At 70.2% G+C, this 23,227-nt stretch carries 17 protein-coding genes; 5 read left to right on the forward strand and 12 right to left on the reverse strand.

Features of this window, described 5'->3' with window-relative positions:
• Position 1 precedes the first annotated feature (1 nt).
• On the forward strand, positions 2-1,465 hold the full coding sequence (locus tag BLTE_RS00265) for an aldehyde dehydrogenase family protein (RefSeq protein ID WP_126396507.1): 1,464 nt from the start codon (positions 2-4) through the stop codon (positions 1,463-1,465).
• A 209-nt stretch (positions 1,466-1,674) separates the two neighbouring features.
• Positions 1,675-2,721 (forward strand): glycosyltransferase family 4 protein, encoded by a 1,047-nt coding sequence (locus BLTE_RS00270; RefSeq protein ID WP_126396509.1) that lies wholly within the window; start codon positions 1,675-1,677, stop codon positions 2,719-2,721.
• A gap of 22 nt (positions 2,722-2,743) precedes the next feature.
• Here the strand turns inward: BLTE_RS00270 and asnB are convergent, their stop codons facing one another.
• The 10 genes from asnB to BLTE_RS00320 all read right to left on the reverse strand — a co-directional run bounded on the left by asnB (position 2,744) and on the right by BLTE_RS00320 (position 15,773).
• A complete protein-coding gene (asnB, locus tag BLTE_RS00275; protein ID WP_126396511.1) occupies positions 2,744-4,651 on the reverse strand; it encodes an asparagine synthase (glutamine-hydrolyzing) in 1,908 nt (635 codons plus the stop codon).
• A gap of 136 nt (positions 4,652-4,787) precedes the next feature.
• Positions 4,788-5,693, reverse strand: a complete 906-nt coding sequence (locus BLTE_RS00280) for a class I SAM-dependent methyltransferase (protein ID WP_126396513.1) — start codon at positions 5,691-5,693, stop codon at positions 4,788-4,790.
• 132 nt (positions 5,694-5,825) lie between these two features.
• Positions 5,826-7,619, reverse strand: coding sequence for an ABC transporter ATP-binding protein (locus BLTE_RS00285; RefSeq protein WP_126396515.1), 1,794 nt, complete (start codon positions 7,617-7,619; stop codon positions 5,826-5,828).
• Positions 7,616-8,749 (reverse strand): polysaccharide pyruvyl transferase family protein, encoded by a 1,134-nt coding sequence (locus BLTE_RS00290; protein WP_126396517.1) that lies wholly within the window; start codon positions 8,747-8,749, stop codon positions 7,616-7,618. Before BLTE_RS00290 ends, BLTE_RS00285 begins: the two co-directional genes overlap by 4 nt.
• Positions 8,750-8,836: 87 nt before the next feature.
• Complete coding sequence (gene pseI, locus BLTE_RS00295; RefSeq protein ID WP_126396519.1) at positions 8,837-9,892, reverse strand: pseudaminic acid synthase; 1,056 nt, start codon at positions 9,890-9,892, stop codon at positions 8,837-8,839.
• Complete coding sequence (pseG, locus tag BLTE_RS00300; protein ID WP_126396521.1) at positions 9,889-11,430, reverse strand: UDP-2,4-diacetamido-2,4,6-trideoxy-beta-L-altropyranose hydrolase; 1,542 nt, start codon at positions 11,428-11,430, stop codon at positions 9,889-9,891. The genes pseI and pseG overlap by 4 nt, the downstream gene beginning before the upstream one ends.
• A 4-nt stretch (positions 11,431-11,434) precedes the next feature.
• Positions 11,435-12,145 carry a cytidylyltransferase domain-containing protein gene (locus BLTE_RS00305; RefSeq protein ID WP_126396523.1) on the reverse strand — a complete coding sequence of 237 codons (711 nt, stop codon included), beginning with the start codon at positions 12,143-12,145 and terminating at the stop codon, positions 11,435-11,437.
• On the reverse strand, positions 12,142-13,332 hold the full coding sequence (gene pseC, locus BLTE_RS00310; RefSeq protein WP_244600057.1) for a UDP-4-amino-4,6-dideoxy-N-acetyl-beta-L-altrosamine transaminase: 1,191 nt from the start codon (positions 13,330-13,332) through the stop codon (positions 12,142-12,144). The genes BLTE_RS00305 and pseC overlap by 4 nt, the downstream gene beginning before the upstream one ends.
• A 14-nt stretch (positions 13,333-13,346) precedes the next feature.
• Positions 13,347-14,372 (reverse strand): UDP-N-acetylglucosamine 4,6-dehydratase (inverting), encoded by a 1,026-nt coding sequence (gene pseB / locus BLTE_RS00315; protein WP_244600058.1) that lies wholly within the window; start codon positions 14,370-14,372, stop codon positions 13,347-13,349.
• Between the two features lie 297 nt (positions 14,373-14,669).
• Positions 14,670-15,773 (reverse strand): LysR family transcriptional regulator, encoded by a 1,104-nt coding sequence (locus BLTE_RS00320; protein WP_126396529.1) that lies wholly within the window; start codon positions 15,771-15,773, stop codon positions 14,670-14,672.
• A gap of 461 nt (positions 15,774-16,234) precedes the next feature.
• Here BLTE_RS00320 and BLTE_RS00325 point away from each other — a divergent pair, with 461 nt between their 5' ends.
• Complete coding sequence (locus tag BLTE_RS00325; protein WP_126396531.1) at positions 16,235-16,459, forward strand: hypothetical protein; 225 nt, start codon at positions 16,235-16,237, stop codon at positions 16,457-16,459.
• Positions 16,460-16,652: 193 nt separating this feature from the next.
• Here the strand turns inward: BLTE_RS00325 and BLTE_RS00330 are convergent, their stop codons facing one another.
• Positions 16,653-19,058 (reverse strand): ATP-dependent helicase, encoded by a 2,406-nt coding sequence (locus BLTE_RS00330; protein ID WP_126396533.1) that lies wholly within the window; start codon positions 19,056-19,058, stop codon positions 16,653-16,655.
• A 494-nt stretch (positions 19,059-19,552) separates the two neighbouring features.
• On the opposite strand from BLTE_RS00330, the gene BLTE_RS00335 reads away from it, so the two are divergent.
• Positions 19,553-20,473, forward strand: a complete 921-nt coding sequence (locus BLTE_RS00335; RefSeq protein ID WP_126396535.1) for a 50S ribosomal protein L11 methyltransferase — start codon at positions 19,553-19,555, stop codon at positions 20,471-20,473.
• 378 nt (positions 20,474-20,851) lie between these two features.
• Here the strand turns inward: BLTE_RS00335 and BLTE_RS00340 are convergent, their stop codons facing one another.
• On the reverse strand, positions 20,852-21,361 hold the full coding sequence (locus BLTE_RS00340) for a thioesterase family protein (RefSeq protein WP_126396537.1): 510 nt from the start codon (positions 21,359-21,361) through the stop codon (positions 20,852-20,854).
• 141 nt (positions 21,362-21,502) lie between these two features.
• Here BLTE_RS00340 and BLTE_RS00345 point away from each other — a divergent pair, with 141 nt between their 5' ends.
• Positions 21,503-22,906, forward strand: a complete 1,404-nt coding sequence (locus BLTE_RS00345) for an FAD-binding oxidoreductase (protein ID WP_126396538.1) — start codon at positions 21,503-21,505, stop codon at positions 22,904-22,906.
• Positions 22,907-23,227: the final 321 nt, after the last annotated feature.

Raw genomic sequence — 23,227 nt, forward strand, 5'->3', positions numbered from 1 at the left:
GATGACCCTCATTCCCGACTTCGTGCCCAACCGCATCGGCGGCATCGAGCCGCCGCGCGGCGGGCTGGCCGCGATCGACGTCGTCAACCCGCACGATGCCCGGGTGCTCGCCGCCATTCCGCGCTCGGGCACGGCTGAGATCGACGCTGCGGTGGCGGCGGCGCGGGCGGCGCAGCCGGGCTGGGCGGCAACGCCCGCCGTGCAGCGCGGCGAGGTGCTCCACCGCATCGCCAACCTGATCGAGGCGCGGAAGGACGACCTCGCCCGCATCGTCGCGCTGGAGGCCGGCAAGCGCCTGCCGGACGCGCTGGGCGAGGCCGGCGCCGCCATCCAGTGTGCGCGCTTCTTCGCGGGCGAAGGCCAGCGGCTGTTCGGCCGCACCACCACCAGCGGCATGGCGCTGCGCTGGGCGATGACGGTGCGCCGTCCGTGCGGGGTGGCCGGGCTGATCATCGCCGCCAACACGCCGGCCCCCAATTTCGCCTGGAAGGTGTTCCCGGCGCTGATCTGCGGCAATGGCGTGGTGCTGAAGACCGCCGAGGACACGCCGGTCTCGTCGTGGTTCCTGGCGCGGCTGTGCGAGGAGGCAGGGCTGCCCGCGGGCGTGCTCAATGTCGTGCACGGGCTCGGCGCCGAGGCCGGCCAGGCGCTGGTGGAGCATCCGGGCGTCGACGTGCTGAGCTTCACCGGCTCGACGCGGGTCGGGCGGATGATCGCCGAGGTCGCCGGGCGGCAGCTCAAGAAGGTGTCGCTTGAACTCGGCGGCAAGAACCCGCTGGTGGTGTGCGACGATGCCGACCTCGACAACGCGGTGCGCTGGGCTCTGCTCGCGGCCTTCTCCAATGCCGGCCAGCGCTGCGCCGCGGCGAGCCGCATCATCGTGTTCGACAGCGTGTTCGAGGCGTTCGCCGCCAAACTGGTGGCGGCGGCGCGCGGCCTCAAGCTCGGCGTCGCGCCCGATTGCGACCTCGGCCCGGTGATCAATGCCCGCCAGCTTGCCAACATGCTGGCCGCCATCGACCGCGCCCGCGCCGAGGGTGCCGAAATCCTGTGCGGCGGCGCACGGGCCACGGCGCCGGGGCTCGCCGACGGCTTCTATCTGCAGCCGACGGTGATCTCGGGCCTCGCCCCGGAGGCCGAGATGTCGTGCACCGAGCTGTTCGGGCCGATCACCTGCCTCTATCGCGCCGCCGGCTTCGAGGCGGCGGTCGAGCTTGCCAACAACACGCCCTACGGCCTCACCGCGGCGATCCACACACGCGATATCGACCGGGCGCTGGCCTTCGCCAGCCGGGTGCGCAGCGGCGTCGCGGTGATCAATGGCGGCACCCACGGCTCGGAGCCGCACATGCCGTTCGGCGGGGTGAAGGCGTCGGGCAATGGCACGCGCGAGCCGGGCACCGAGGCGCTTGACGTCTATTCGGACTTGCAGGACGTCTATCTCAACGCCCAAATGCCGCGATAGCGGATCCCCGCAAGTTGCCGGCTCGACCCCATTGATACGGTTTCCGGCCGATCAGGCCGGAGAACCGTATTCCGATCGCCGAAAATCCCGTTATCGAACAGGGGATTTTCGGCGAGACCGTTTCCGGTATCCCGAAGGGATCAACCGGAAACCGGATAAGGATTGACGTCTTGCGCGTTCTCTTTCTGTTTTGGGGTCGGCGCGGCGCGATGAGCCAGCATCTGCTGGATATCGGCGCAGCGGCGCGCGAGCTGCCGGGGTTGGAGGTGCACTTCTCGGTCTCCACCGGCTGCGAGCAGTTCCAGGAGATCGCCGCCACCGGGCTGCCGCTGTTCGCCGTCGACACTTTCTCCGGCCCGCTGTCGCTCATGGGCCGCACGCTGATGCTGCCGGGCCTGCGGCGCCGGCTCGCCCGCTACATCCGGGAGAACCGGATCGAGCGGGTGGTGGTCGCCATGTCCCACGTGTGGGGGCCGCTGGTGGCCTCGGCGGTGCGCGATGCCGGCGCGAAACTCACGGTGGTGGTGCACGACGCCGAGGGCCATCCGGGCGATCCCACCGGGGTGGTCGCGCGTTGGCTGCTGCGGGAGGCGCGGCAGGCCGATCTGGTGGTGACCTGGAGCCGCCACGTCGCCGAGCGGCTGGCCGCCACCACGCCGATTCCGCGCGAGCGCATCCGGCCGCTGTTCCACCCGCTGCTGAACTATGCTGCCGACGGCCCGGCCGCCGCGGCGCGCGGCGCGGGGCCCTGCCAGTTCCTGTTCTTCGGCCGGCTGCTTGCCTACAAGGGGCTGGCGGTGCTGGCGGCGGCGGCGGAGATGCTGCGGGCCTGGGGCGTGCCGTTCCGGCTCGCGGTGGTGGGCGACGGCGATCTCGGCCCGCTGGCGGACCGGCTGGCCGCGGCCGGCGCCGAGGTCGAGAACCGCTGGGTGGCCTCGGGCGAGATCGCCGGCCTGCTCGCCCGCCACGACGTGCTGGTGCTGCCCTATCTGGAGGCCAGCCAATCGGGCGTGGTGCCGGCGGCCTGGGCGGTCGGCTGCCCGGTCATTGCCAGCCGGGTCAGCGGACTGGCGGAGCAGGTGACGGACGGGGTGAACGGGCTCCTGGTGCCGCCGGGCGACGCCGCGGCGCTGGCCCAGGCCATGCGGCGGCTGTGCGAGGATGCGGACCTGCGCCGCCGGCTCGCCGACGGCGTGGCGGCGACGCGCGACAGCCTGAGCGTGCGGTCCTATCTGCGGGCGCTGCTGGAGATGTGAGCCGCCGGGGGTGGCGGGTGGATCACATCCACCGCCGCCGCCACGCCTCGAACATCGCCAGCGTCCAGAGAGCATAGGCGTGGTTGCGCCTGCCGGAGAGATGTTCGCGCCACATCGCGCGGGCCGGCGCGGGGTCGAGCACGCCGGCGTCGCTCTCGATCAGGTCCGCCGCCCAGTCACGCAGGGGCCCGCGCAGCCAGTCGGCCAGCGGCACGCCGAACCCCATCTTCGGCCGGTCGATCAGCGCGCGCGGCACGTAGCGGTCGAGCACCCGGCGCAGGATCCATTTGGTCTCGCCGCCGCGCACCAGGAAACGGGGCGGCAGCCGCCAGGCGAATTCGACGATGCGGTGGTCGAGCAGCGGCGGGCGCGCCTCCAGCGCCACCGCCATCGAGGCGCGGTCGACCTTCTGCAGGATGTCGTCGGGCAGATAGGTCACGGTGTCGGCAAAGCGCATGCGGTCGAGCAGGTCGAGCCCGTCCGGCGGCGTGCCCAGGCCCGCCACGCATTCCGGCGCGGCGAGATGGAGCGCGGGATCGGGCCCTTGGCTCACCAGCCGCCGGTAGAGCGCGTCGGGGTCGAGCGCCAGGATGCCGGCGAGCTTCGCGATCTTGTCGGCCGGCTGCGCCGGCACCAGCCGGCGCGGCAGCAGGCGCGCCGCGCCATCCACCAGTTGCGGTGGCAGCGCGCCGAGCCCGAACGCCGCGATCCGGCGCAGCGGCAGCGGCAGGCGGGCGATGCGCGGCCAGTCCCGCGCCGCCACCAGATGGCGATTGTAGCCGGCAAACAATTCGTCGCCGCCGTCGCCCGACAGCGCCACCGTGACGTGGGCGCGGGTGAGCTTCGAGACGAGATGGGTCGGGATCTGCGAGGAATCGGCGAACGGCTCGTCGAACATGTCGGCGAGTTGCGGCACCACGGCGAGCGCGTCGGCGGCGGTGACGACCAGCTCGGTGTGCTCAGTGCCGAGATGGCGGGCGACGGCGGCGGCGTGCACGGATTCGTCGAAGCCGAACTCGGGAAAGCCGATCGAGAAGGTGCGCACCGCGCCCTTGTTGGCGCCAACCATCAGCGCCGCCACCGTCGAGGAATCGACGCCGCCCGACAGGAACGCGCCGAGCGGCACATCGGCGATCATCTGGCGGCCGATGGCATCGGCGAGCAGGGCGGCGAGCCGGTCCTCAGCCTCGCCATCGGGCACATCGAGCGGATCGGCGCGGCCCGCCGCCACAGCATCCTCAAGCCGCCAATAGCGCGACCGGGTGAGCGTGCCGTCGGCCGAACAGGTCACGGTCTCGCCCGGCAGCACCTTCTCGACGCCGACGAAGATCGCGTGCGGCGCCGGCACGTAGCCGAGGCGCAGGAAGCTCGCCACCGCACCGGGGTTCAGCTGGCGCGGGCCTTCGTCGATCGCCCGCAGCGCCTTCAGCTCCGAGCCGAAGGCGAGGCGTCCGTTCGATGCCTCGAAGAACAGTGGCTTGATGCCGAGCCGGTCGCGCACCAGATGCAGCCGGCGCTGGCGCCGGTCCCACAGCGCGATGGCATACATGCCGTTGAGGTCTTGAAGCGTTTCCGCGAGCCCGCGCCGCGCCACGCTCTCGACGATCGCCTCCGTATCGGAATGGCCGCGCCAAGCGATGCCGTCCAGCGCCGGGTGCCGGCGCAGCTCGGCGGCATTGTAGATCTCGCCATTGTAGCTGATCGCCCAGTTTCCATCGGCCGAGACCATCGGCTGGGCGCCGGCCGGCGACAGATCGACGATGGCGAGGCGGCGATGGGACAAAGCGAGCCCCGCCGCGGCATCGACCCACACGCCCGCGCCATCCGGCCCGCGATGGGCGATTGCATCGGCCATCGCCTGGACGGCGCGCGCCAGCGCCGGCTCATCGCCGCGGCGGCGGGGATCGATCAGACCGGCAATGCCGCACATGACGGGTGTCCTGGGTTGATACGGTTCTCCGGCCCGGTCGGCCGGATCTGGACTGATGGATCGAACGGCATCATCCGCAAGCGGCCGACCCGGGACGATCCGATCCGGCAAGACATCGGACTGGAAACACGCCGCATCAAAACGACATCGCCGATGTCATCACCGCGGCGTCCGCGCGCAGGATCGGGATGCCGCCGATGATCGGGTAGGCGAGCTTCGACCGGTCGCTGAAGAAGCAGTCCGAAAGCCGCGTCATCGGCAGCCCGGCGGAGGGACACTGCCAGGGCTCGTCGACCTGGGCGGCGTCGCCCGGCACGCGGACGATGAGAGCCTCGGTGGGATTGAGCGGGTTCGCCACATAGTCCAGCATCAGCCGGCCCTCGATGATGCCGCCCTCTGCGGTCACCGCGTCGGCGAGCCCGCGGACATAGCCCAGCCGCTCCATGCGCGCGCGCCCTTCGGCGGTGTTGTTGTCGAAGGACGGCTCGAACAGCACGACATGGCGGCGCGCCACCCGAAGCAGCTCGCGCGCGGCCTCGCGCTCGCGCCCGCCGTTCGGCTCCAGGGCATGGTAGGTCCACACGACATCGACCGCATTGTCGCGCAGGGGCAGGCCGAACAGATCGGCGACGAACGGCGTGAGGCGCGGGCGCTTCGCGGGCGACAGCCGTTCCTGGGCGAAGCGCGCGCCGACGCTGAGCCGGCTCCAGCTCAGGTCGCAGGCATAGGAGGCGGTGGCGTCGTCGTAGCAGGCGTTCGCGACGCCGACGAGCGTCGTCATCTCGCCGGTGCCGACCTCGATGGCGGAGGCGGCGCCCGCGACCAGCGGGCGCAGGATGCCGGCGATCTCGGCGGTCTTGCGCTGCCACCCCGCCTCGTCCTGGCGCACGGCATCGACATAGCTGCCGGCCTGAAGATCATAGGCGATCTCGATGATCTGCGGCGTGTTGACGGGCGAGTCGAGGAGGCGCCGCAACGTCGCCGTCACGTTCTCCCCGCGCTGAAAGGCGTCGATGGCGGGTTGCAGGTCGCAATAGCGCATGGTGGCCGATGTCCCGGTTCCGGCGTCAGGTCCGATATGACTTCCTCGGGATCATTGTGTGACCCCCGTGGGCAGGCGTGAATCCGCCCTCATACGGTTCCCGGTTGATCCCTTCGGGATCCCGGAAACGCATCAGCCAACGGGCTGTTGGCTGACCGACAGCACGCCCTTCTTGATCTCCACCCGCATGTCGCAGCGCTCCACGGTGCGCAGGCGGTGGGCGATCATGATGATGGTGCGGTCGCGGTCGAGCGCGTCGATCGCCGCCATCACCGCGTCCTCGGTGGCGGAGTCGAGTGCGCTCGTCGCCTCGTCGAGGACGAGGATGGCCGGATCGCCATAGAGCGCGCGGGCGATGCCGAGGCGCTGGCGCTGGCCGCCGGACAGCCTGACGCCGCGCTCGCCGACGCGGGCGTCGTAGCCGCCGGGCAGCTCGTTGACGATGAAGTCGTGCAGTTGCGCGGCGCGGGCGGCGCGCTCCACCGCCGCGCGGTCGATCGCCTGATGCGGGCGGCCGAAGGCGATGTTGGCGGCCACCGTCTCGTCGGCGATGAAGATGTGCTGGGGCACGTAGCCGATGCCGGCGCGCCAGCGGCGCAGCGTCTCGTCGCCGTCGAGCGGGCAGTCGTCGGCGAGGATGCGGCCCTCGCTTGGCACGATCAGGCCGAGCAGCAGGTCGATCAGCGTGCTCTTGCCCGATCCGGTGGGGCCGACCACGCCCACCCGCGCGCCGCGCGGGATCTCGAGCTCGACCTCGCGCAGCGCCGGCCGCTCGGCATTGGGATAGGCGAAGGTGACCGTCTCGAAGCGGATCGCCCGGGTCAGCGGCAGCGGGGCGGCGGCCTCCACCGGCTTGGCCGGCGGGCGCATCGTCGTCAGGTCGCGGTGCAGCGCCTCGATGGTCGGCGCGGCGAAGCGGATGGTGGTCAGGCTGGCATAGATCTCCTGCAGGCCGGGCAGGATGCGGTAGCCGGCGAAGGCGAACAGCGCCACCACCGGCAGCGCATTCTCCAGCGACTGGCGGGTGTCGAGCAGATAGAGCACGAGGCCGAGCACGCCGCCGAAGGCGATGGCCTCCAGGCTGTGGCGCGGCGCCAGCGAAATGATCTGGTTGCCGGCCTGGGTGCGGGCGAAGCGTTCGGACGGGCCGGCGAAGCGCGCGGCGTAGACGCTCTCCAGGCCGAGCATCTTGATCTCCTTGATGCCGGCGAAGCCTTCCGAGACCACGTGGTAGCGGAGCTGGTTGGCCTCGTAGCGCACCTGGCCGCTGCGGGCGATGACGCCGCGCAGCGCGAGGAAGATGAGCGAATACGCGCCGCCCAGCACGACGACGACCAGGAGCGCGACCAGCGGGTCCGCCATCACCAGCACGGCGCCGATGAACACCGTCACCACCAGCCGCGACAGCACCAGCATGGCGGGCTGGATGATGCGGTTGGTGACCTGGGACACCTCGTCGAGAATGCTTTTCGCGAACTCGGCCGAGTGGCGGGTGAGAAAGAAGGCGTAGGGCTGGGACAGATAGGCGCTGACCAGCCGCAAAGACAGCTCGTGGCCGACAAGATTGGTGAACAGCGCGATCCGCCACGCGGTGAAGGTCCTGAAGGCGTTGCCCAGCACCAGGACCGCCAGCACCGCGAAGCCGACCAGGAGCAGGAAGCTGCGCTCGCTCGTCACGCCGGACATCGCATAGGCGGTGCCCAAGAGCCCGCCCTTGGTCAGCGCCGCCGGGTTGGCGACCAGCGAGATGAACGGCACGATCGAGACGACCGACAGCGTCTCGACCAGCGCCGTCAGGGTGATGAGCACCGACACGCCGAGCGCGCGCCGGCGCTGCCAGGGTTCGAGAATCTCCCAAACGCGGCGGAAGATGGCCGAAAAGCCGCCCGGCGGCAGCTTGCGCGTGCCTGTGCGGGGCGCCTTCATCGCGGCATGCTCTCCGCGCGCGCTGCCGCGCAGCTGCCTGCGGCAGCGGACTGCGCCTGCCACCAGTCGCGAATGGTGCGCTGGTTGGCGCGGCTGAAGCCCAAGAGCTGCTCCTCCAGATTGGCGAACTTGGCGAAGCCGTTCGACTGGTCGGCGGCCAGGATCAGCAGCATCTTCTGGATGGCCTCGATCGGCTCGTTGCGCAGGAAGTTGGCCATGAAGCGGTAGCGCGGCTTGCGGTCCTTCAGCTTCATGTAGTGCGGGGCGGAGATGTTGCGGTTGAGGGTCAGGCTGTAGTCGGCGCCGCGCCCGTCCTGCTCCAGCAGATAGGAGGGCTTGCGGCGCTTGAGCGCCGAGACGTGGCCATGCACGCGGTAGCCGACGTGCAGGTCGTAGTCGTCATAGAGGTCGAGCGCGCCCTCCGGCGACACGAACAGCTTGCGGATCGGCAGCGACAGGTCGGCGGCGAGCTGCTCGATCACCCAGTTCCTGGAGTGCATCAGGAGGTCGATCTCCGCCTTGGGGAACAGCTGCCGGAGGCCGTGGCAGAGCGCCGCGAACGATTTCCGGTAGCGGATCGAATGGTGCGGGTCGGACACGGCGATCCGCCGGACCCGCTCGACCGGACGGAAGACGCGGTCATCGAAGCGCGGATCGTAGAAACAGACGTCGCCGCCGAACCGGACGTTCTCGCAGCCGGCATCGCGCAGCAGGTATTGGCTGATCACGCCGCGGCTGGTGAAGAACTGCGCCTTCCGGTCGAACTCGCGCAGGAAGGCGAGCGAGGTGTCGGTGAACTCGGTGGCGGCGGAGATTGTCGTCGCGTTCATGTTGGCCGAGGTGCCCGACGCGATGGCGCCGAACGGCACGCCCGAGCGGATGATCTCGAGCCCGGACGGATAGATCGCCTCCATCCGCCGGCGCGCCGACAGGCAGGCGAACAGCACGAAATCGGCGGCGAGGACGGTGGCCTTGATGTCGTCCCAGCCGGAGCCGCAGAAGACGCGCGTGAAGCCGACATCGACGCCGCAGACGTCGCGGATCAGCCGCTCGGTCGTGACGGTGATCAGCCGGTCGCCGACGTTTCTAGACTTGTGCTCCGGATAGGTCGAAACCAGACAGATCTTCATGGGGTCACCTGTATCGGGAGCAGTCTTCGCAAAACCGGTTCCCGCCTTTGCGGGGGAGGTTCAGGAGCGTCCGCCGATCCGGTTGGATCAGGCGGGCGCCAGATCGTTTTCTGCGAGCGGCGTGCCGCGGGCGAGCGCGCGCGCCGCGCGGGCACCGAGCACGCGGGGCAGCTCGCGCGGCGGAAGGCCGAAGCCGGGCCGGATCACCCGCACATTGGCCGGCGTGAACGGCTCGCCCGCGGCGATGTCGGCCACCACATAGATCGAGCGGCGGAACACCAGGCTCGCGGCCTCGGCCTCGGCGCGCGCGGGCGTGCCGGAGCCCAGCGCGAGATGGGCCGTCCGCACGCTCCTGCACAGGCGCTCCAGCTCGTGCGGCTCCAGCGAGAAGGCGGCGTCGGGGCCGCCATCGGCGCGCGCCAGCGTCACGTGCTTCTCGATCACGCTGGCGCCCAGCGCCACCGCGGCGATCGCCGTCTCGTCGCCCAGCGTGTGGTCGGAGAGGCCGAAAGCGCAGCCATGGTCGGCGCCGAGACGCGGCATGCGGCGCAGATTGGCCTGCTCGGCCGGCGCAGGGTAGGCGCTGATGCAGTGGAGCAGCACCAGTGGTCCGCCGCCATTGGCGCGGAAGGTCTCCACCGCCTCGGCGATCTCGGCCGGCGAGGCCATGCCGGTGGAGAGAATGGTCGGCTTGCCGGTGCGGGCGACGCAGGCGATCAGCGCCAGATCGACCGCTTCGAACGAGGCGATCTTGTAGGCCGGCGCATCGAGGCTTTCGAGGAAGCCGACGGCGGTCTCGTCGAACGGCGTCGAGAAGCAGGCGATGCCAAGCTCGCGGGCGCGCGCGAACAGCGCCGGGTGCCAATCCCAGGGCGTGTGGGCCTCGGTGTAGAGGTCATAGAGCGTGGAGCCGCCCCACAGCCCGCCCTCGATCCGGAAACCCGGGCCGTCATGGTCGATGGTGAGCGTGTCAGCGGTGTAGGTCTGCAGCTTCACCGCATCCGCCCCGGCGCGGTGGGCGGCCTCGATCAGCGCCAGCGCCCGGCCGAGGTCGCCATTGTGGTTGCCGGACATCTCGGCGATCACATAGGGGGCGTGGCCGGGGCCGATGGCGCGGCCGCAAATGGCGAAGGGCTGGGTCATGGCTGCGCCTCCGTGCTGGTGGCATTGTCGATGCGTCCGGCCGGCGCCTCGTAGCGGTGAAACCCGTTCTCGTCGCCGGACGCTGCGGCCATGACAAAACCGGCAGAGAGAAAGGCGCGGTGGGAGGCAATGTTGGTGGCCTTCACCGCCGCGATGAGGCGTCTGGCGGGAAGCGCCTCGCGGATGAGGCGCAGGGCCATCCGGCCAAACCCGCGGCCGCGGTGGCGTTCGGCGATCAGGATCGAAATCTCCAAGGCGCCGCCGTCGAGCTCATCGAGGCGAAGGCTGCCGACCGTCTCGCCCTCGGCGCGCATCAGGAACAGCCGTCGGCGGCCGGAGGTCAGGGTCTGGGCGAACCAGCGGGCGTGCCCATCGCGCGACGGCGGCCGGGGATCGCGCGACTCGGCGCGGGCGCCGGGCTCGGACTGCAGCGCGAAGGTCACCTCTTCGTCGTGGGCGGTCGCTGGCACCAGGGTGAAGGGGCGGTTGCGGGTGGCCTCGCGAATGTGCATCAGCGCGAGCACCCTCTCCACCACCCGCCCGCAGCCCCTGCCGTCGCAAATGCCGGCGGCCGCCGCGCTCATCGCGCCGAGCCGCACCGGATCCGCCGCGAGCGCGGCGATCCGCCCGGCCGCGGTGGACGGATCGAGCGCATCCGCCTCGCCCAGCAGCAGCACGGCGCCGGCCTGCTCGAGGGCCGACGCGATGGCGCGCTGGTTGTCGGCGGTGATGACCATCGCCGCCGGCAGGCCCAAAGCGCAGCGCTCCCAGCTCATGCCGCCGGCCGCGCCGACCGCGAGATCGGCCTCCGCCATCAGCGATGCCATGTCGTCGATGCGCTCGATCAGCCGCACGCGCTCCGGGGCGGTGGCGGCGGCGCGGGCGAGGGCGTCGGAAATGTGCCCTCCCGCCACGACGTCGAACATTGTGCCGGGCAGGGCGGCGAGCAGCGGATCCAGCAGGCGCGCCGCTGTGCCAGTGGGATCGCTGGCGCCGAACGACAGCAGGATGCGCCGGGCGGGTGTGGCGTCGTTGCGGCGCGCCAGCGAGGCCGCCCGCGCCGCGGCGAAGGCCGGGCGCAGCAGCGCATGATCGGGTCCGAGCAGCAGGGTCGCGGTGGCCGGCACCAGCGGCCGGTAACTGGCTTCGGTGCGCCCCAGGGTCGGATCGACCAGCCAGTCGCAATCGTGCGGGCGGTCGGCGAGATCGTCGATCGCCAGGATCGCGCGGGCGAAGCGGCGGCAGGCGCGCTCGAACGCCGCGTCGCGGCGATAGTGATCGACCACCAGCAGATCGACGCCGCCGGGGTGAAGCCTCGCCAGCGCTTCGGCCTCGTCGGGCGCGTCGCAGGCGATGACGTGGTGGCGGTGGCGCGCGAGCCCCGGCACCAGCGCGGCCGCCTCCGGATTGGTGGCGAAGCTGCACGCCGCGCCGTGCTCTGCGAATGCATCGGCCAGCGCGAGGCAGCGCATGGCGTGCCCGCCGCCGAGGGCGGGCGAGGCGTCGCAGCGGATCAGCACGGTGTGCGCCACGGCCATGCCCTCAATATTGCCGGTGCATGGCGTTGATGTCGCGCAAGGACGGCTCGGCGGCGAGTACGGCCAGCACATCGGCGGTCGTGGCGATGCGGTCCGTGGGAAGCCGGGCGAACACCGCGCGCAGGAATGCCAGATCCTCGGGATGGTCGAGCGTCCAGCGTTCGGAGACGTGCGACGGATCGGCCGCGGCGAGGTTGACGCCGTTGAGCGTGCGGCGCAGCCAGGGCGTGACGTGCTCGCGATCGAACGGCTCGGCTGTCGCGCGGTCGGCCCGCGCCAGCGCCTCGGTGGTGAAGGCCTCGCAGTCGAGCCCGTGCGGAAAGGTCCGGGTGAGATTGTTGGCGGCGTAGTCGGCGCCGGTGCGGGCGCGCAGCGCCAGAACGTCGGCGCAGATCGCGGGGTCGATCAGCGGGCAGTCGGAGGTCACCCGCATCACCACGTCGGCGGAAACGGCGCGGGCGGCGGCGAGATAGCGGCCGAGCACGTCGGTCTCGTCGCCGGCCACGGCGGCGCAGCCCAGCGCGCGGGCCGTCTCGACGATCAGCGCGCTCTCGGGCGCGTCGGGCACCGCGCACACCACGATGTCGGCGCCGACGACCGCACGGCAGCGCTCCAGCACGTGGGAAAGCGCCGGCTTGCCGGCGAGGTCCATCATCACCTTGCCGGGCAGCCGGGTCGAGGTCATGCGCGCCTGGACGATGATGGCGGTGGTCATGCGCCGACGCTCCGTTTGAGCGCCGCGGCGACGCGGGCGACGTCGTCGTCCGTCATCTGCGGGAAGAACGGCAGCGACAGGCAGCGCGCATAATAGGCGTCCGCGCCCGCAAGCCGGCGGGGGCCGTAGCGGTCGCGGTAATAGGGCTGCTCGTGCACCGGGATGTAGTGGACCTGCGTGCCGATCGCCTCGCGCCGCAGCGCCGCCATCACCTGCGCCCGGGTGGTGCCGAAGCGCGCAAAATCGATCAGCGCGACGAGAAGATGCCAGCCGTCCGGCCGCTCGCCGCGCGGCACCAGCGCGATGCCGGGGGCCAGCGGCGCCACGAGGCGCGCATAGAGCCCGGCGAGGTGGGCGCGGCGGGCGTGCAGGCGCGGCAGCTTGGCAAGCTGGCTCAAGCCCAGCGCGCACAGCACGTCCGGAATGCGGTAGTTCCAGCCGATCTCCGGCAGCTCGTAGTACCAGGGCTGCGTCTGCCCGTCCTCGAACGCCATGTCGGGCCGCATGAAGGATGCCGGCTCGCGCACCAGCCCGTGCGAGCGCAGCCGGCGCATATGGTCGGCGAGCGCGGGATCGGCGGTGGTGGTGACGCCGCCCTCGCCGGTGGTGATGCCCTTCACCGGGTGGGTGGAGAAGGCGGCGGCCCGGCTGTGGCGGCAGGCGCCGGCGGCGGCCGCGCCGATGGCGTGGCAGGCGTCCTCCACCAGCCACAGGCCACGTTCGGCGGCGAGCGCGCCGAGCCCCGCCATGTCGCAGAGCTGGCCGTTGAGATGGACCGGCATGGCGCCAACGATGCGCGTGCCGGCGGGCGGCGTCTCGGCCAGCGCGGCGCGCAGCGTGTCCGGCGTCATCAGGCCGGTCATGGGGTCGACATCGGCGAACACCACCTCGGCGCCGGTCATGCGCACCACATTGGCGGTGGCGACGAAGGTGATGCTGGGCACCACCACGGCCTCGCCCGGCCCGAGGCCGAGCGCCAGCAGCGGCAGGTGCAGCGCCGCGGTGCCGCTGTTGGAGGCGACGGCATGGGCGGCGCCGGCCGCCTGGGCGAAGGCCGCCTCATAGGCCTCGACCCGCGGTCCGGTGGTCAGATAGTCGTCCGTCAGCGCCGCGGCGACGGCGGCGACGTCGTCGGCCTCGATGGTCTGGCGGCCATAGGGCAGGAAATCCGGCATCGCGTCACCCATGCCCGAACGGCGGCTCAGGCGGCCAGCATGGCGTGCAGGCCGGCGGCGTCCAGCCATTCCGCGTTCTGGTCCGACGAGTAGCGGAAGCCGTCGGCGACCCGCGCCAGCGTGCCCTCCGTCAGCCGGCGGTCGTCGCCCGGCAGGATGATGTAGCGGTCTTCGAGCTCCACCGTGGCGCGGGCGTCGTCCTCGGTGATCATCACCTCGTGCAGCTTCTCGCCGGGCCGGATGCCGACGATGCGGTGCGGCAGGCCGGGCGCCAGCGCGGTGGCGAGATCGACCATCTTCATCGACGGGATCTTCGGCACGAAGATCTCCGAGCCGGTCATCATGGCGAGCGAGGAGACGACGAAATCGACGCCCTGCTCGAGCGTGATCCAGAACCGCGTCATGCGCGGGTCGGTGATCGGCAGGCTGTCCGCCCCCTCGCGGATCAGCCGCTGGAAATAGGGGATGACCGAGCCGCGCGAGCCGACGACATTGCCGTAGCGCACCACCGAGAAGCGGCAGCCATTGGTGCCGGAGAGATTGTTGGCGGCGACGATGATCTTGTCGGCGGCGAGCTTGGAGGCGCCGTAGAGATTGATCGGGTTGGCGGCCTTGTCGGTGGAGAGCGCCACCACGCGCGAAACGCCGGTGCGCAGCGCCGCCTTCACCACGTTCTCGGCGCCATGCACATTGGTGAGAATGCACTCGAAGGGGTTGTACTCGGCGGTCGGCACGATCTTGAGTGCTGCGGCATGCACGACGGTGTCCACCCCGCGCATGGCGAGCTCCAGCCGGCTCTGGTCGCGCACGTCGCCGATGAAGAAGCGCATCCGCCGGTCGGGGTCGATGCCGGTCTCGCGGATCGCCTGTTCCATCTCCCACTGCTTCTGCTCGTCGCGCGAGAACACGACGAGGCGGCGCGGCGGCATCGTCGCGAGCAGGTGGCGCACGAACGCCTTGCCGAAGGAGCCCGTGCCTCCGGTGACGAGAACGGACCGGTCGGCGAGATCGCCGCCGGACAGGGCGAAACGGCGCAGGGAAATGGAGGTCACGGGCGTGGAACCTGCTTGAAAAGGAGACGAGGCGGACGGCGAGATGGCTGGTACACGGGATCGTTGGGACGCGAGCTTTCTTGACGTGGGGTCTTCGGGACGAGATGCCCTTGACGGCCGGGACGCGCCCGGGAGGCGGGGCGGCGGCGTGACCGCACGCCGCGCCGGATTGCGGCGGAGGACGGCCCGGCCCGGCCCAACGACGCCGCGCGTGTTCACGCTTTGAACGGCGGATAGCAGCATCGGCCCGGTTCGGCAACGGTTGGCGGCCGGCCGGGGGTGCCCTAACGGAACGCCCTACAGGCCGAACGGGTCGCCGGACGGAGCCCCATCCGGCACGCCGCCCACACCACCACCCATCCCGGCAAAGCCCTCGAACAGGCTCGCCACCGGCGCCCCGGCGAGGTCGGCGGGGAAGTCGCGCGGATGGATGAAGTCGTCGCGGAACCAGGGAAATCGCTCGGGGTCGAAGGCGGCGATCATCCAGTCGATCAGCCGGCGCACGCGCGCGATCTTGGCGGCGTCGGGGTGGTAGGTCAGGCAGATGTCGCACTGCATGCGCAGCGGCAGGTCGACCGGCACCACCCGCGCGCCGATCGCCTGGGCGTAGGTCGGCAGCAGGCCCAGGCCGGCGCCGCGGGCGATCGCCCAGTAATGGGTGCTGCTGACATTGGAGCGGATGGCGACGAAGCCCGGCTGGGGAATGCCCGGGAAGATGCGGTCGTAGTCGGCGAAATCGGCGACCTGATCGGCAAGCTGCAGCACGATCCTGTGCTTCAGCAGATCCCCGAAGGTGGTCGGCGTGCCGTGGCGCTCGAGATAGGCGGGGGCGGCGAACGGCATCACGTGCAGGCGGCCGATCTTCACCACCTTCAGGTCCTTGGCGGTGGGGCGGGTGAGCTGGATGGCGACGTCGGCCTCCATTCGCAGCACGTCGGCCGACTTCATGGCGCAGGAGATATCCACCAAGAGGCCGGGATTGTGGCGCTGGAACTCGACCAGCCGCGGCACGATCCAGAAGGCGCCGAGCCCCTCGGTGATCGCAAGCCGCACCTCGCCGGTGATCGACGGGTCGATCTGCTCGCGCTCGCGCAGCACGCCGAACGAGGCCTGCTCCATGCGCTGGGCGGCGGCGAGGATGCGCTTGCCCTCCTCGGTGGCGCGCACGCCATCGACGTGGCGGGTCAGCAGCACGATGTCGAGGGCGCCCTCCAGGTCGCCGATGCGGCGGCGCAGGACGTTCACCGACACGCCCAGCACCTCGGCGGCGGCGCGGAAGCTGCCGCGGCGCGCGACCTCCAGGAACACCCGGATCGCCTCCCAGTCGAAGGCGGCCGGCGCGCCTGCGCCGGAGCCGCCGTGTTCCTCCTTCGGCACACGCCGTTCACGCTGCGGATACATACAGGGGCGCCTCCCTGGCGTTAGTCTAATTCAAATGTACGGCACTGGCCGTGACCGCAGATGCGAACGTCCCGACCGCGGTCGCGGCGCAGCAGATTCGACGGGCACGTACGGTCACGCCCCGTCAGGCAGGGTCATGGTGCGGTCGCGGTCCGGGCGATCTTCGCAATCCAGCGTGGAGCCCTACAGCAACCGCCGGGCGGCGGGAATCCGGATCCCGCCGGTGGGGTTGCGGTGGCGCGCGGGTTCAGGATGCCGGCCCAGACCGCGCGCGATCTTCTCGGGAATTTTCGGCAAAACTGACGTGCGGTTTTCCGGAGATTTGAAAGGTCGTGTCAGCAAGAATGCACTGAAATAGGCCCGCTTCGGCGCGGTCTGACGTGTCGGTTCGATTGGGTTGCTGTGACTGTCGAATAAAAACGTTCCAGATTTGAAGAGTTCCGAATTCCGAGGGGGAGACGATGAGCCAGACGCTGCAAGCAAAGCTTGATGGCATGTGCCAGTCGCTCGGCGATTACATTTCCACCGCCAAGGACTACAATCTTCAGGATATCGCTATGTATTTGAAGATGGCGCGTCTGGCGATCCAGATGGAAATGAACATGGTCTCCAATGACGAGCTGAAGCAGTTCTGCGAGGCGCTCGGCGACTGCCGCAGCGTGCCGCCGTCGCACGCCAACCATTGAGACTAGTAGCCTCTCCACGGTTGCCGCCGTCCTGAAGGCGTCGAGCCGAGATCGCACCGTCCGGGCCGCGGTCGTCCCCGGCGAGCATCGCGACAGCGATGCGAGGGAAGGGGACCCATCAACGGCGTGGTGAGGGATCGCATGTTGCAGAACTCGGACTGCAAACGCTTGGTTCTGCGGGCCGGAAACCGTCTCACACCCGCTCGACGAACGTATCCAGCACCCGCTTCTCGCCGGCCTTGTCGAACTGCACGGTGAGCTTGTTGCCGTCGAGCCCGACGATCTCGCCATAGCCGAACTTGACGTGGAACACCCGCTCGCCGCGAAGGAAACCGGAGGCGCCCGAGCTGCCATTCGGCGCGGCGGCCGATCGCGACACCACCCGGCCCTCGATCAGCTTGCCATTGCCGCCGCGGCCGCCATTGGCGGGGCCGCGATAGGATGAGGCGGCCTCGCTGAAGCCCGAGCCGGAGCGGGCGCGCTGCCAGCCGGGCGTGGTGTAGTCTGATCCGGTGAACGCCTCGGCGCTGTCGAACCGGCTTGCGAACCGGCCCGCCATGCCGCCGCCGCCCCAGCCGGGCTTGCCCTTGCTCTCCTCGACCTCGACGTGATCCTCGGGCAGCTCGTCGACGAAGCGCGAGGGGATGGTCGAGGACCACAGGCCGTGGATGCGGCGGTTGGCGGAGAAATAGATCTTCGCCCGGCGGCGCGCCCGCGTCAGCCCGACATAGGCGAGGCGGCGCTCCTCCTCGAGGCCGGCGCGGCCATTCTCGTCCAGCGCGCGCTGGTGCGGGAACAGCCCTTCCTCCCAGCCGGGCAGGAACACGGTGTCGAACTCCAGCCCCTTGGCGGAATGCAGCGTCATGATCGAGACGGCCTCGGCGCCGTCGGCGCGGTCGCTCTCCATCACCAGCGACACGTGCTCCAGGAACGCCGGCAGCCCGGCGTAATCCTGCATCGAGCGCACCAACTCCTTCAGATTCTCCAGCCGGCCCGCGGCCTCGGGCGAGCGGTCCTGCTGCCACATGCCGGTGTAGCCCGACTCGTCGAGGATGATCTCGGCCAGCTCGGTGTGCGGCTTGGCGTCGAGCTCGCCGCGCCAGCGCGCGAAGCTCTGCAACAGTTCGCGCAGCGCCAGGCGCTGCTTGGGCTTGAAGCCGTCGGTGTCGATGAGGTCCTGGGCGGCGGCGATCAGCGGAATCTCGGCGGCGCGGGCATGGTCGTGGAGCAGCTTGAGCGCGGCGTCGCCCAGGCCGCGCTTGGGCACGTTGACGATGCGCTCGAACGCCAGATCGTCGGCCGGCTGCACCACGCAGCGGAAATAGGCGAGCGCGTCGCGAATTTCGGCGCGCTCATAGAAGCGCGGGCCGCCGATGACGCGATAGGGCAGGCCGAGCGTGACGAACCGATCCTCGAACTCGCGCATCTGGAACGAGGCGCGCACCAGAATGGCGATCTCGTCGAGCGTCAGGCCAGTGCGCTGCAGCGCCTCGATCTCCTCGCCGACCGCGCGCGCCTCCTCCTCCGAATCCCAGGTGGAGGTGACGGTTGGCTTCTCGCCCGGCGCGTCGTCGGTGAACAGCGTCTTGCCGAGCCGGCCCTCATTGTGGGCGATGAGGTGGGAGGCCGCCGCCAGGATGTGGCCGGTCGAGCGGTAGTTTCGCTCGAGGCGGATCACCGCGGCGCCGGGAAAGTCGTGCTCGAAGCGCAGGATGTTGTCGACCTCGGCGCCGCGCCAGCCATAGATCGACTGGTCGTCGTCGCCGACGCAGCAGATGTTCTTGGCCTCGAGCGCCAGCAGGCGCAGCCACAGATACTGCGCCACGTTGGTGTCCTGGTACTCGTCGACCAGCATGTAGCGGAAGCGCCGCTGATAGTCGGCGAGTACGTCGGGGTGGGCGCGGAACAGCCGGATCGGCTCCAGCAGCAGGTCGCCGAAATCGGTGGCGTTCAGCGTCTTCAGCCGCTGCTGGAACATGGCGTAGAGCGCGGCGCCGCGGCCGTTCGCGAACACCGCGCCTTCGCCGGCCGGCACCTGCTCGGGGGCGAGCCCGCGGTTCTTCCAGCCGTCGATCATCCCGGCCAGGGCGCGGGCCGGCCAGCGCTTCTCGTCGATGTTCTCGGCCGCCAGGATCTGCTTGATCAGCCGGATCTGGTCGTCGGTGTCGAGAATGGTGAAATTGGGCTTCAGCCCCACCAGCTCGGCGTGGCGGCGCAGGATGCGGGTGCCGATGGCGTGGAAGGTGCCGAGCCAGGGCATGCCCTCCACCGCCTCGCCGACCATGGCGGAGATGCGCTCCTTCATCTCGCGCGCCGCCTTGTTGGTGAAAGTCACGGCCAGGATCTGCGAGGGGTAGGCGCGGCCGGTGGCCAAGATGTGGGCGATGCGGGTGGTGAGAACCCGCGTCTTGCCGGTGCCGGCGCCGGCCAGCACCAGCACCGGGCCGTCGAGCGTCTCCACCGCGCCGCGCTGCTCGGGGTTGAGGCCGTCGAGATAGCTCGGCGCACGCTGCGTCAGCGCCGCGGCGCGGGCGGCGAGCCCGCCCGGCCGTGGGGCGGGCGGGGCGGCGCTAGGCGACGGGTCGCGATGGTCGGTCAATCCGGTCTCCCGGCCGCGACAGGCGGCCTGATTCTGTTTTCGGGAACAAAATGGCACCGGCAGGGCGCAATGGCGAGGGCCGGGGGTATGTTGGGGGTATAGAGCGGCGCCCACCCGGGCGGCGAGGCAGAGTTTGATTTGGCCGCGGTTTCATCGCAGAACCACGTTGAACGGATTCCGGGTGATTGGCCCGGCTCTTTCTTCCCCTCTCCCCTTGCGGGAGAGGGTGCCGAGCGATTGAAGATCGCGAGGCGGGTGAGGGGTTCATTCTCCAGAACACGCCGTATGTACCCCTCACCCGGCTCGACCTCGCCTTGCTCGGCCTCGCCACCCTCTCCCACAAGGGGAGAGGGAAGAGGCGGCTTCCGGCCGAAGGCCGCTTCGAGCCGATCAGCCGGGGTTCGCTTCACAGGTTTGCGGAAAACGCTCCGGTTTCCGGTTGGTCGCGTTTTCTGTCGCAAAACCGCTTCACACTTTTGCGGAAAACGCTCCCCATGCGCGAAGGTCTCCAGCCCGTCAGCCCCTCCACCCTTGCCCGGCTTCTCACCAGCGAGGCGGATGCCCGCCGCGTCGCCGACCTGATCGGCGAGAGCTTCGATCCGGCCGAGACCGCGGTTGCGGCGTTCGAATTGCCCGATGAGTCCGGCTGGAGCGTCGAGGCCTATTTCGCCGATCCGCCGGATGAGGCGGCGGTGCGTGACCTCGTGGCGCTGGCGGCCGGCGCGGAGGCCGCGGCTGCCCTCGTCTTCGAGGCGCTCACGCCCAAGGACTGGGTGGCCGCCTCGCTCGACGGGCTGAAGCCGGTGCAGGCGGGGCGCGTGGTGGTGCACGGCGCGCACGACCGCCACCGCGTGCCGGCCAATGCGCTGGGCATCGAGATCGAGGCGGCGCTGGCCTTCGGCACCGGCCACCACGGCACCACGCGTGGCTGCCTGATCGGCTTCGATCAGTGGAACAAGGCGCGGCGCGCCGGCGGGGCCACTCTGCGGGCGCTCGATGTCGGCACCGGCACCGGCGTGCTGGCGCTGGCGGCGGCGCGGGCGGCGCGGCTGCCGGTGGTCGCCACCGACATCGATCGCGATGCCGTGGTCACCGCCCGCGCCAATGTCCGCTTCAACAAGGCGGCCGATCGGGTGCGGGTGCTGCAGGCCGGCACGCTGACGCGCGCCGGCGTGGTGGATGCCGGCCCCTATGATCTGGTGTTCGCCAATATCCTGATGCGGCCCTTGATCGGGCTCGCGCCGCAGATCCGCCGGCTCTTGGCGCCCGGCGCGCGGGTCATCCTGTCGGGGCTTCTGCCCGGCCATGCCCGCGCGGTGGTCGCGGCCTATCGCGGCCAGGGCCTGCGACTGATCCGCCGCCGCACGCTGGAGGGCTGGGTGAGCCTCGACATGGAGCTGCCGCGGTCATCGTGAGGGGCTGTCGTCCCGGACGGCGCGTCGCGCCGAGCCGGGATCGTTGTGGCGTTCGTCTTTGTTCTGCGGACGATCCCGGGTCTCGCAGCTTCGCTGCTTGCCCGGGATGACGCGGGGGAGGGTTGTCATCCCGGCCAAGCGGCCAAAGGCCGCGCGAGCCGGGATCGTTTTGGGAGTTCGTGTTCTTTCGGCGGACGGTCCCGGGTCTCGCTTTGCTCGCCCGGGACGACGAAGCTCTCCCCAGCAATCGTAGGGCGGAATAGCGCAGCGTATTCCGCCATTTGGCCATGACCGCCGGCCGGCCTGACCGGCGCAATACGCTTTCGCTATTGCGCCCTACGCGCCGGCGCTATCGCTCGCCCGGGACGACGGCTTCCCTCACGCCGGGCGCGGCATGGCGATGCGGCGGCCGGCGCCTTGAGGCGGCGTCAGCCGGTCGTGCGCCTGCTTCATCAGCGCCAGCCGGCCAAGGATGTCGTCGGGGAAGTGCGCGGTCTTCTTGCGCATCAGGTCGACATGCAGCGCCATCTGCTCGGAGGTGGCCGAGATCCAGCCTTCGGTGGCGTGATAGAGCTGCTGGAAGACGTGCACGCGCTTGTCGTCATAATCGAGCAGCTGCACCGTCACCCGTACCGGGTCGTCGGCCTTCAGCTCGCGCATGTAGCGCACGTGCACCTCCGCCGTGACGTAGGACGCGCCCTTGTGGCGGACATAATAGGGGCCGAGCCCGACCAGCAGCATCGCCTCGTCCATCGCGCGATCGAACAGCACGTTGTAGTAGGCCATGTTCAAATGGTCGTTGTAGTCGATCCAGCCGGGATCGACCACCATCGGCGAAGAAACGAACGGCGCGAAAAAGACAGGCACGAAGTCGACGCGGTCAAGCATCGGACCCTCCGCATTCATGGTCCGTGGGGCGGCATTGTGCCTCCTTTTCCGTCGAACGGAAACGGTCGCATGACTGACGGTTGTTTTGCTAAGAGGAAACGGTGGAACCGCGGCACGGGTTCCGGATCCGGAAGGGCCATCATGTCCGCATCATTCTGCCGGCCGCCCGCGGAGGCGGTCGAAGCCGTCGTCTCCGCCCTCGGCCAACGCTTCGGCGCCCGCTGCACCACGTCGCAGGCGGTGCGCGACCAGCACGCCCACACGCTGACCTGGGTGGCGCCGCAGCCGCCGGATGCGGTGGTGTTTCCGCATTCGACCGAGGAGGTGCAGGAGATCGTGCGGCTGTGTGCCGCGCACCGCGTGCCGGTCATTCCCTACGGCACCGGCTCGTCGCTGGAAGGCCAGGTCAATGCGCCGTTCGGCGGCATCTCCATCGACACCCGCGAGATGAACCGCATCGTCGCGGTGCATGCCGAGGATCTCGACGTGGTGGTGGAACCCGGCGTCACCCGCTCGACGCTGAACAGCTATCTGCGCGACGCCGGCCTGTTCTTTCCGATCGATCCCGGCTTCGATGCCTCGTTCGGCGGCATGGCGGCGACGCGAGCCTCCGGCACCAATGCCGTGCGCTACGGCACGATGAAGGACAATGTGCTGGCGCTGAAGGCGGTGCTGGCCAATGGCGAGGTGATCACCACCGCCAGCCGCGCCAAGAAATCCTCAGCCGGCTACGATCTCACCCGCCTCTTGGTCGGCTCCGAAGGCACGCTCGGCATCATCACCGAGCTGACGATCCGGCTGTCCGGAATCCCCGAGGCGATCTCGGCCGGCATCTGCCCGTTCCCGTCGATCGAGGCGGCGTGCGAGGCGACCATCGCCACCATCCAGAGCGGCATTCCGGTGGCGCGCATCGAGCTGCTCGACGAGGTCGCGGTCTCTGCCTCCAACCGCTACTCCAAGCTCGATCTGCCGGTCACGCCGATGCTGTTCCTGGAATTCCACGGCACCAAGGCGTGGGTGGCCGAGCAGGCGCAGCGCTTCGGCGAGATCGCCGCCGAGCTGGGCGGCGGCCCGTTCGACTGGGCGACCGAGCCCGAGCGCCGCTCCAAGCTGTGGCAGGCGCGCCATGACGCGTTCTGGGCGGCGCTGGCGCTGCGCCCCGGCTGTTCGGGCCTGTCGGGCGACGTCTGCGTGCCGATCTCGCGGCTCGCCGACTGCGCCGCCGAGACCAAGCGCGACGCGGCCGAGCTCGGCCTCACCGTGTCGATGGTCGGCCATGTCGGCGACGGCAACTTCCATGCGCTGGTGGTGATCGACAATGACGACGCCGACGAGGTGAAGCGCTGCAAGACGTTCCTGAAGCGCATGGTCGACCGGGCGATCGCCATGGAGGGCACCTGCACCGGCGAGCACGGCGTCGGCCAGGGCAAGATGGGCTATATCGGCGCCGAACTCGGCGACGGCGCGCTCGACGCCATGCGCGCGGTCAAGCGGGCGCTCGACCCGCACAACATCCTCAATCCAGGCAAGATCTTCGCGCTGTAGATCTTTGCGCTGCAGATCTTGGCGCTCCGAATCTTGGCGCTCCGAATCTTGGCGCAACAGGATGTTGACGCTGTAGCCGGCAAACGATCCCGCCCTCGCAGCAGGCCGGGCGGTTTGGGCCGCCCGGGCCGCCTCCGGCCGTCCTTCGCGACCCCGGAAACCGCCATGGCGGCGATCCTTTGTTCGCCAAGGGCGATTTTCGGTGGCCGGAGTGCGGCTCGAAGGCTTGTGCGGCCGGAGCCCTATTCTTCATTGTGACACGTCTGCGTGATATTCTTTGCGGTCACAATTCTTGCGCGAGACCTGTTCTTGCGCGGAGGG

This window comes from Blastochloris tepida (assembly GCF_003966715.1).
Lineage (GTDB): Bacteria > Pseudomonadota > Alphaproteobacteria > Rhizobiales > Xanthobacteraceae > Blastochloris > Blastochloris tepida.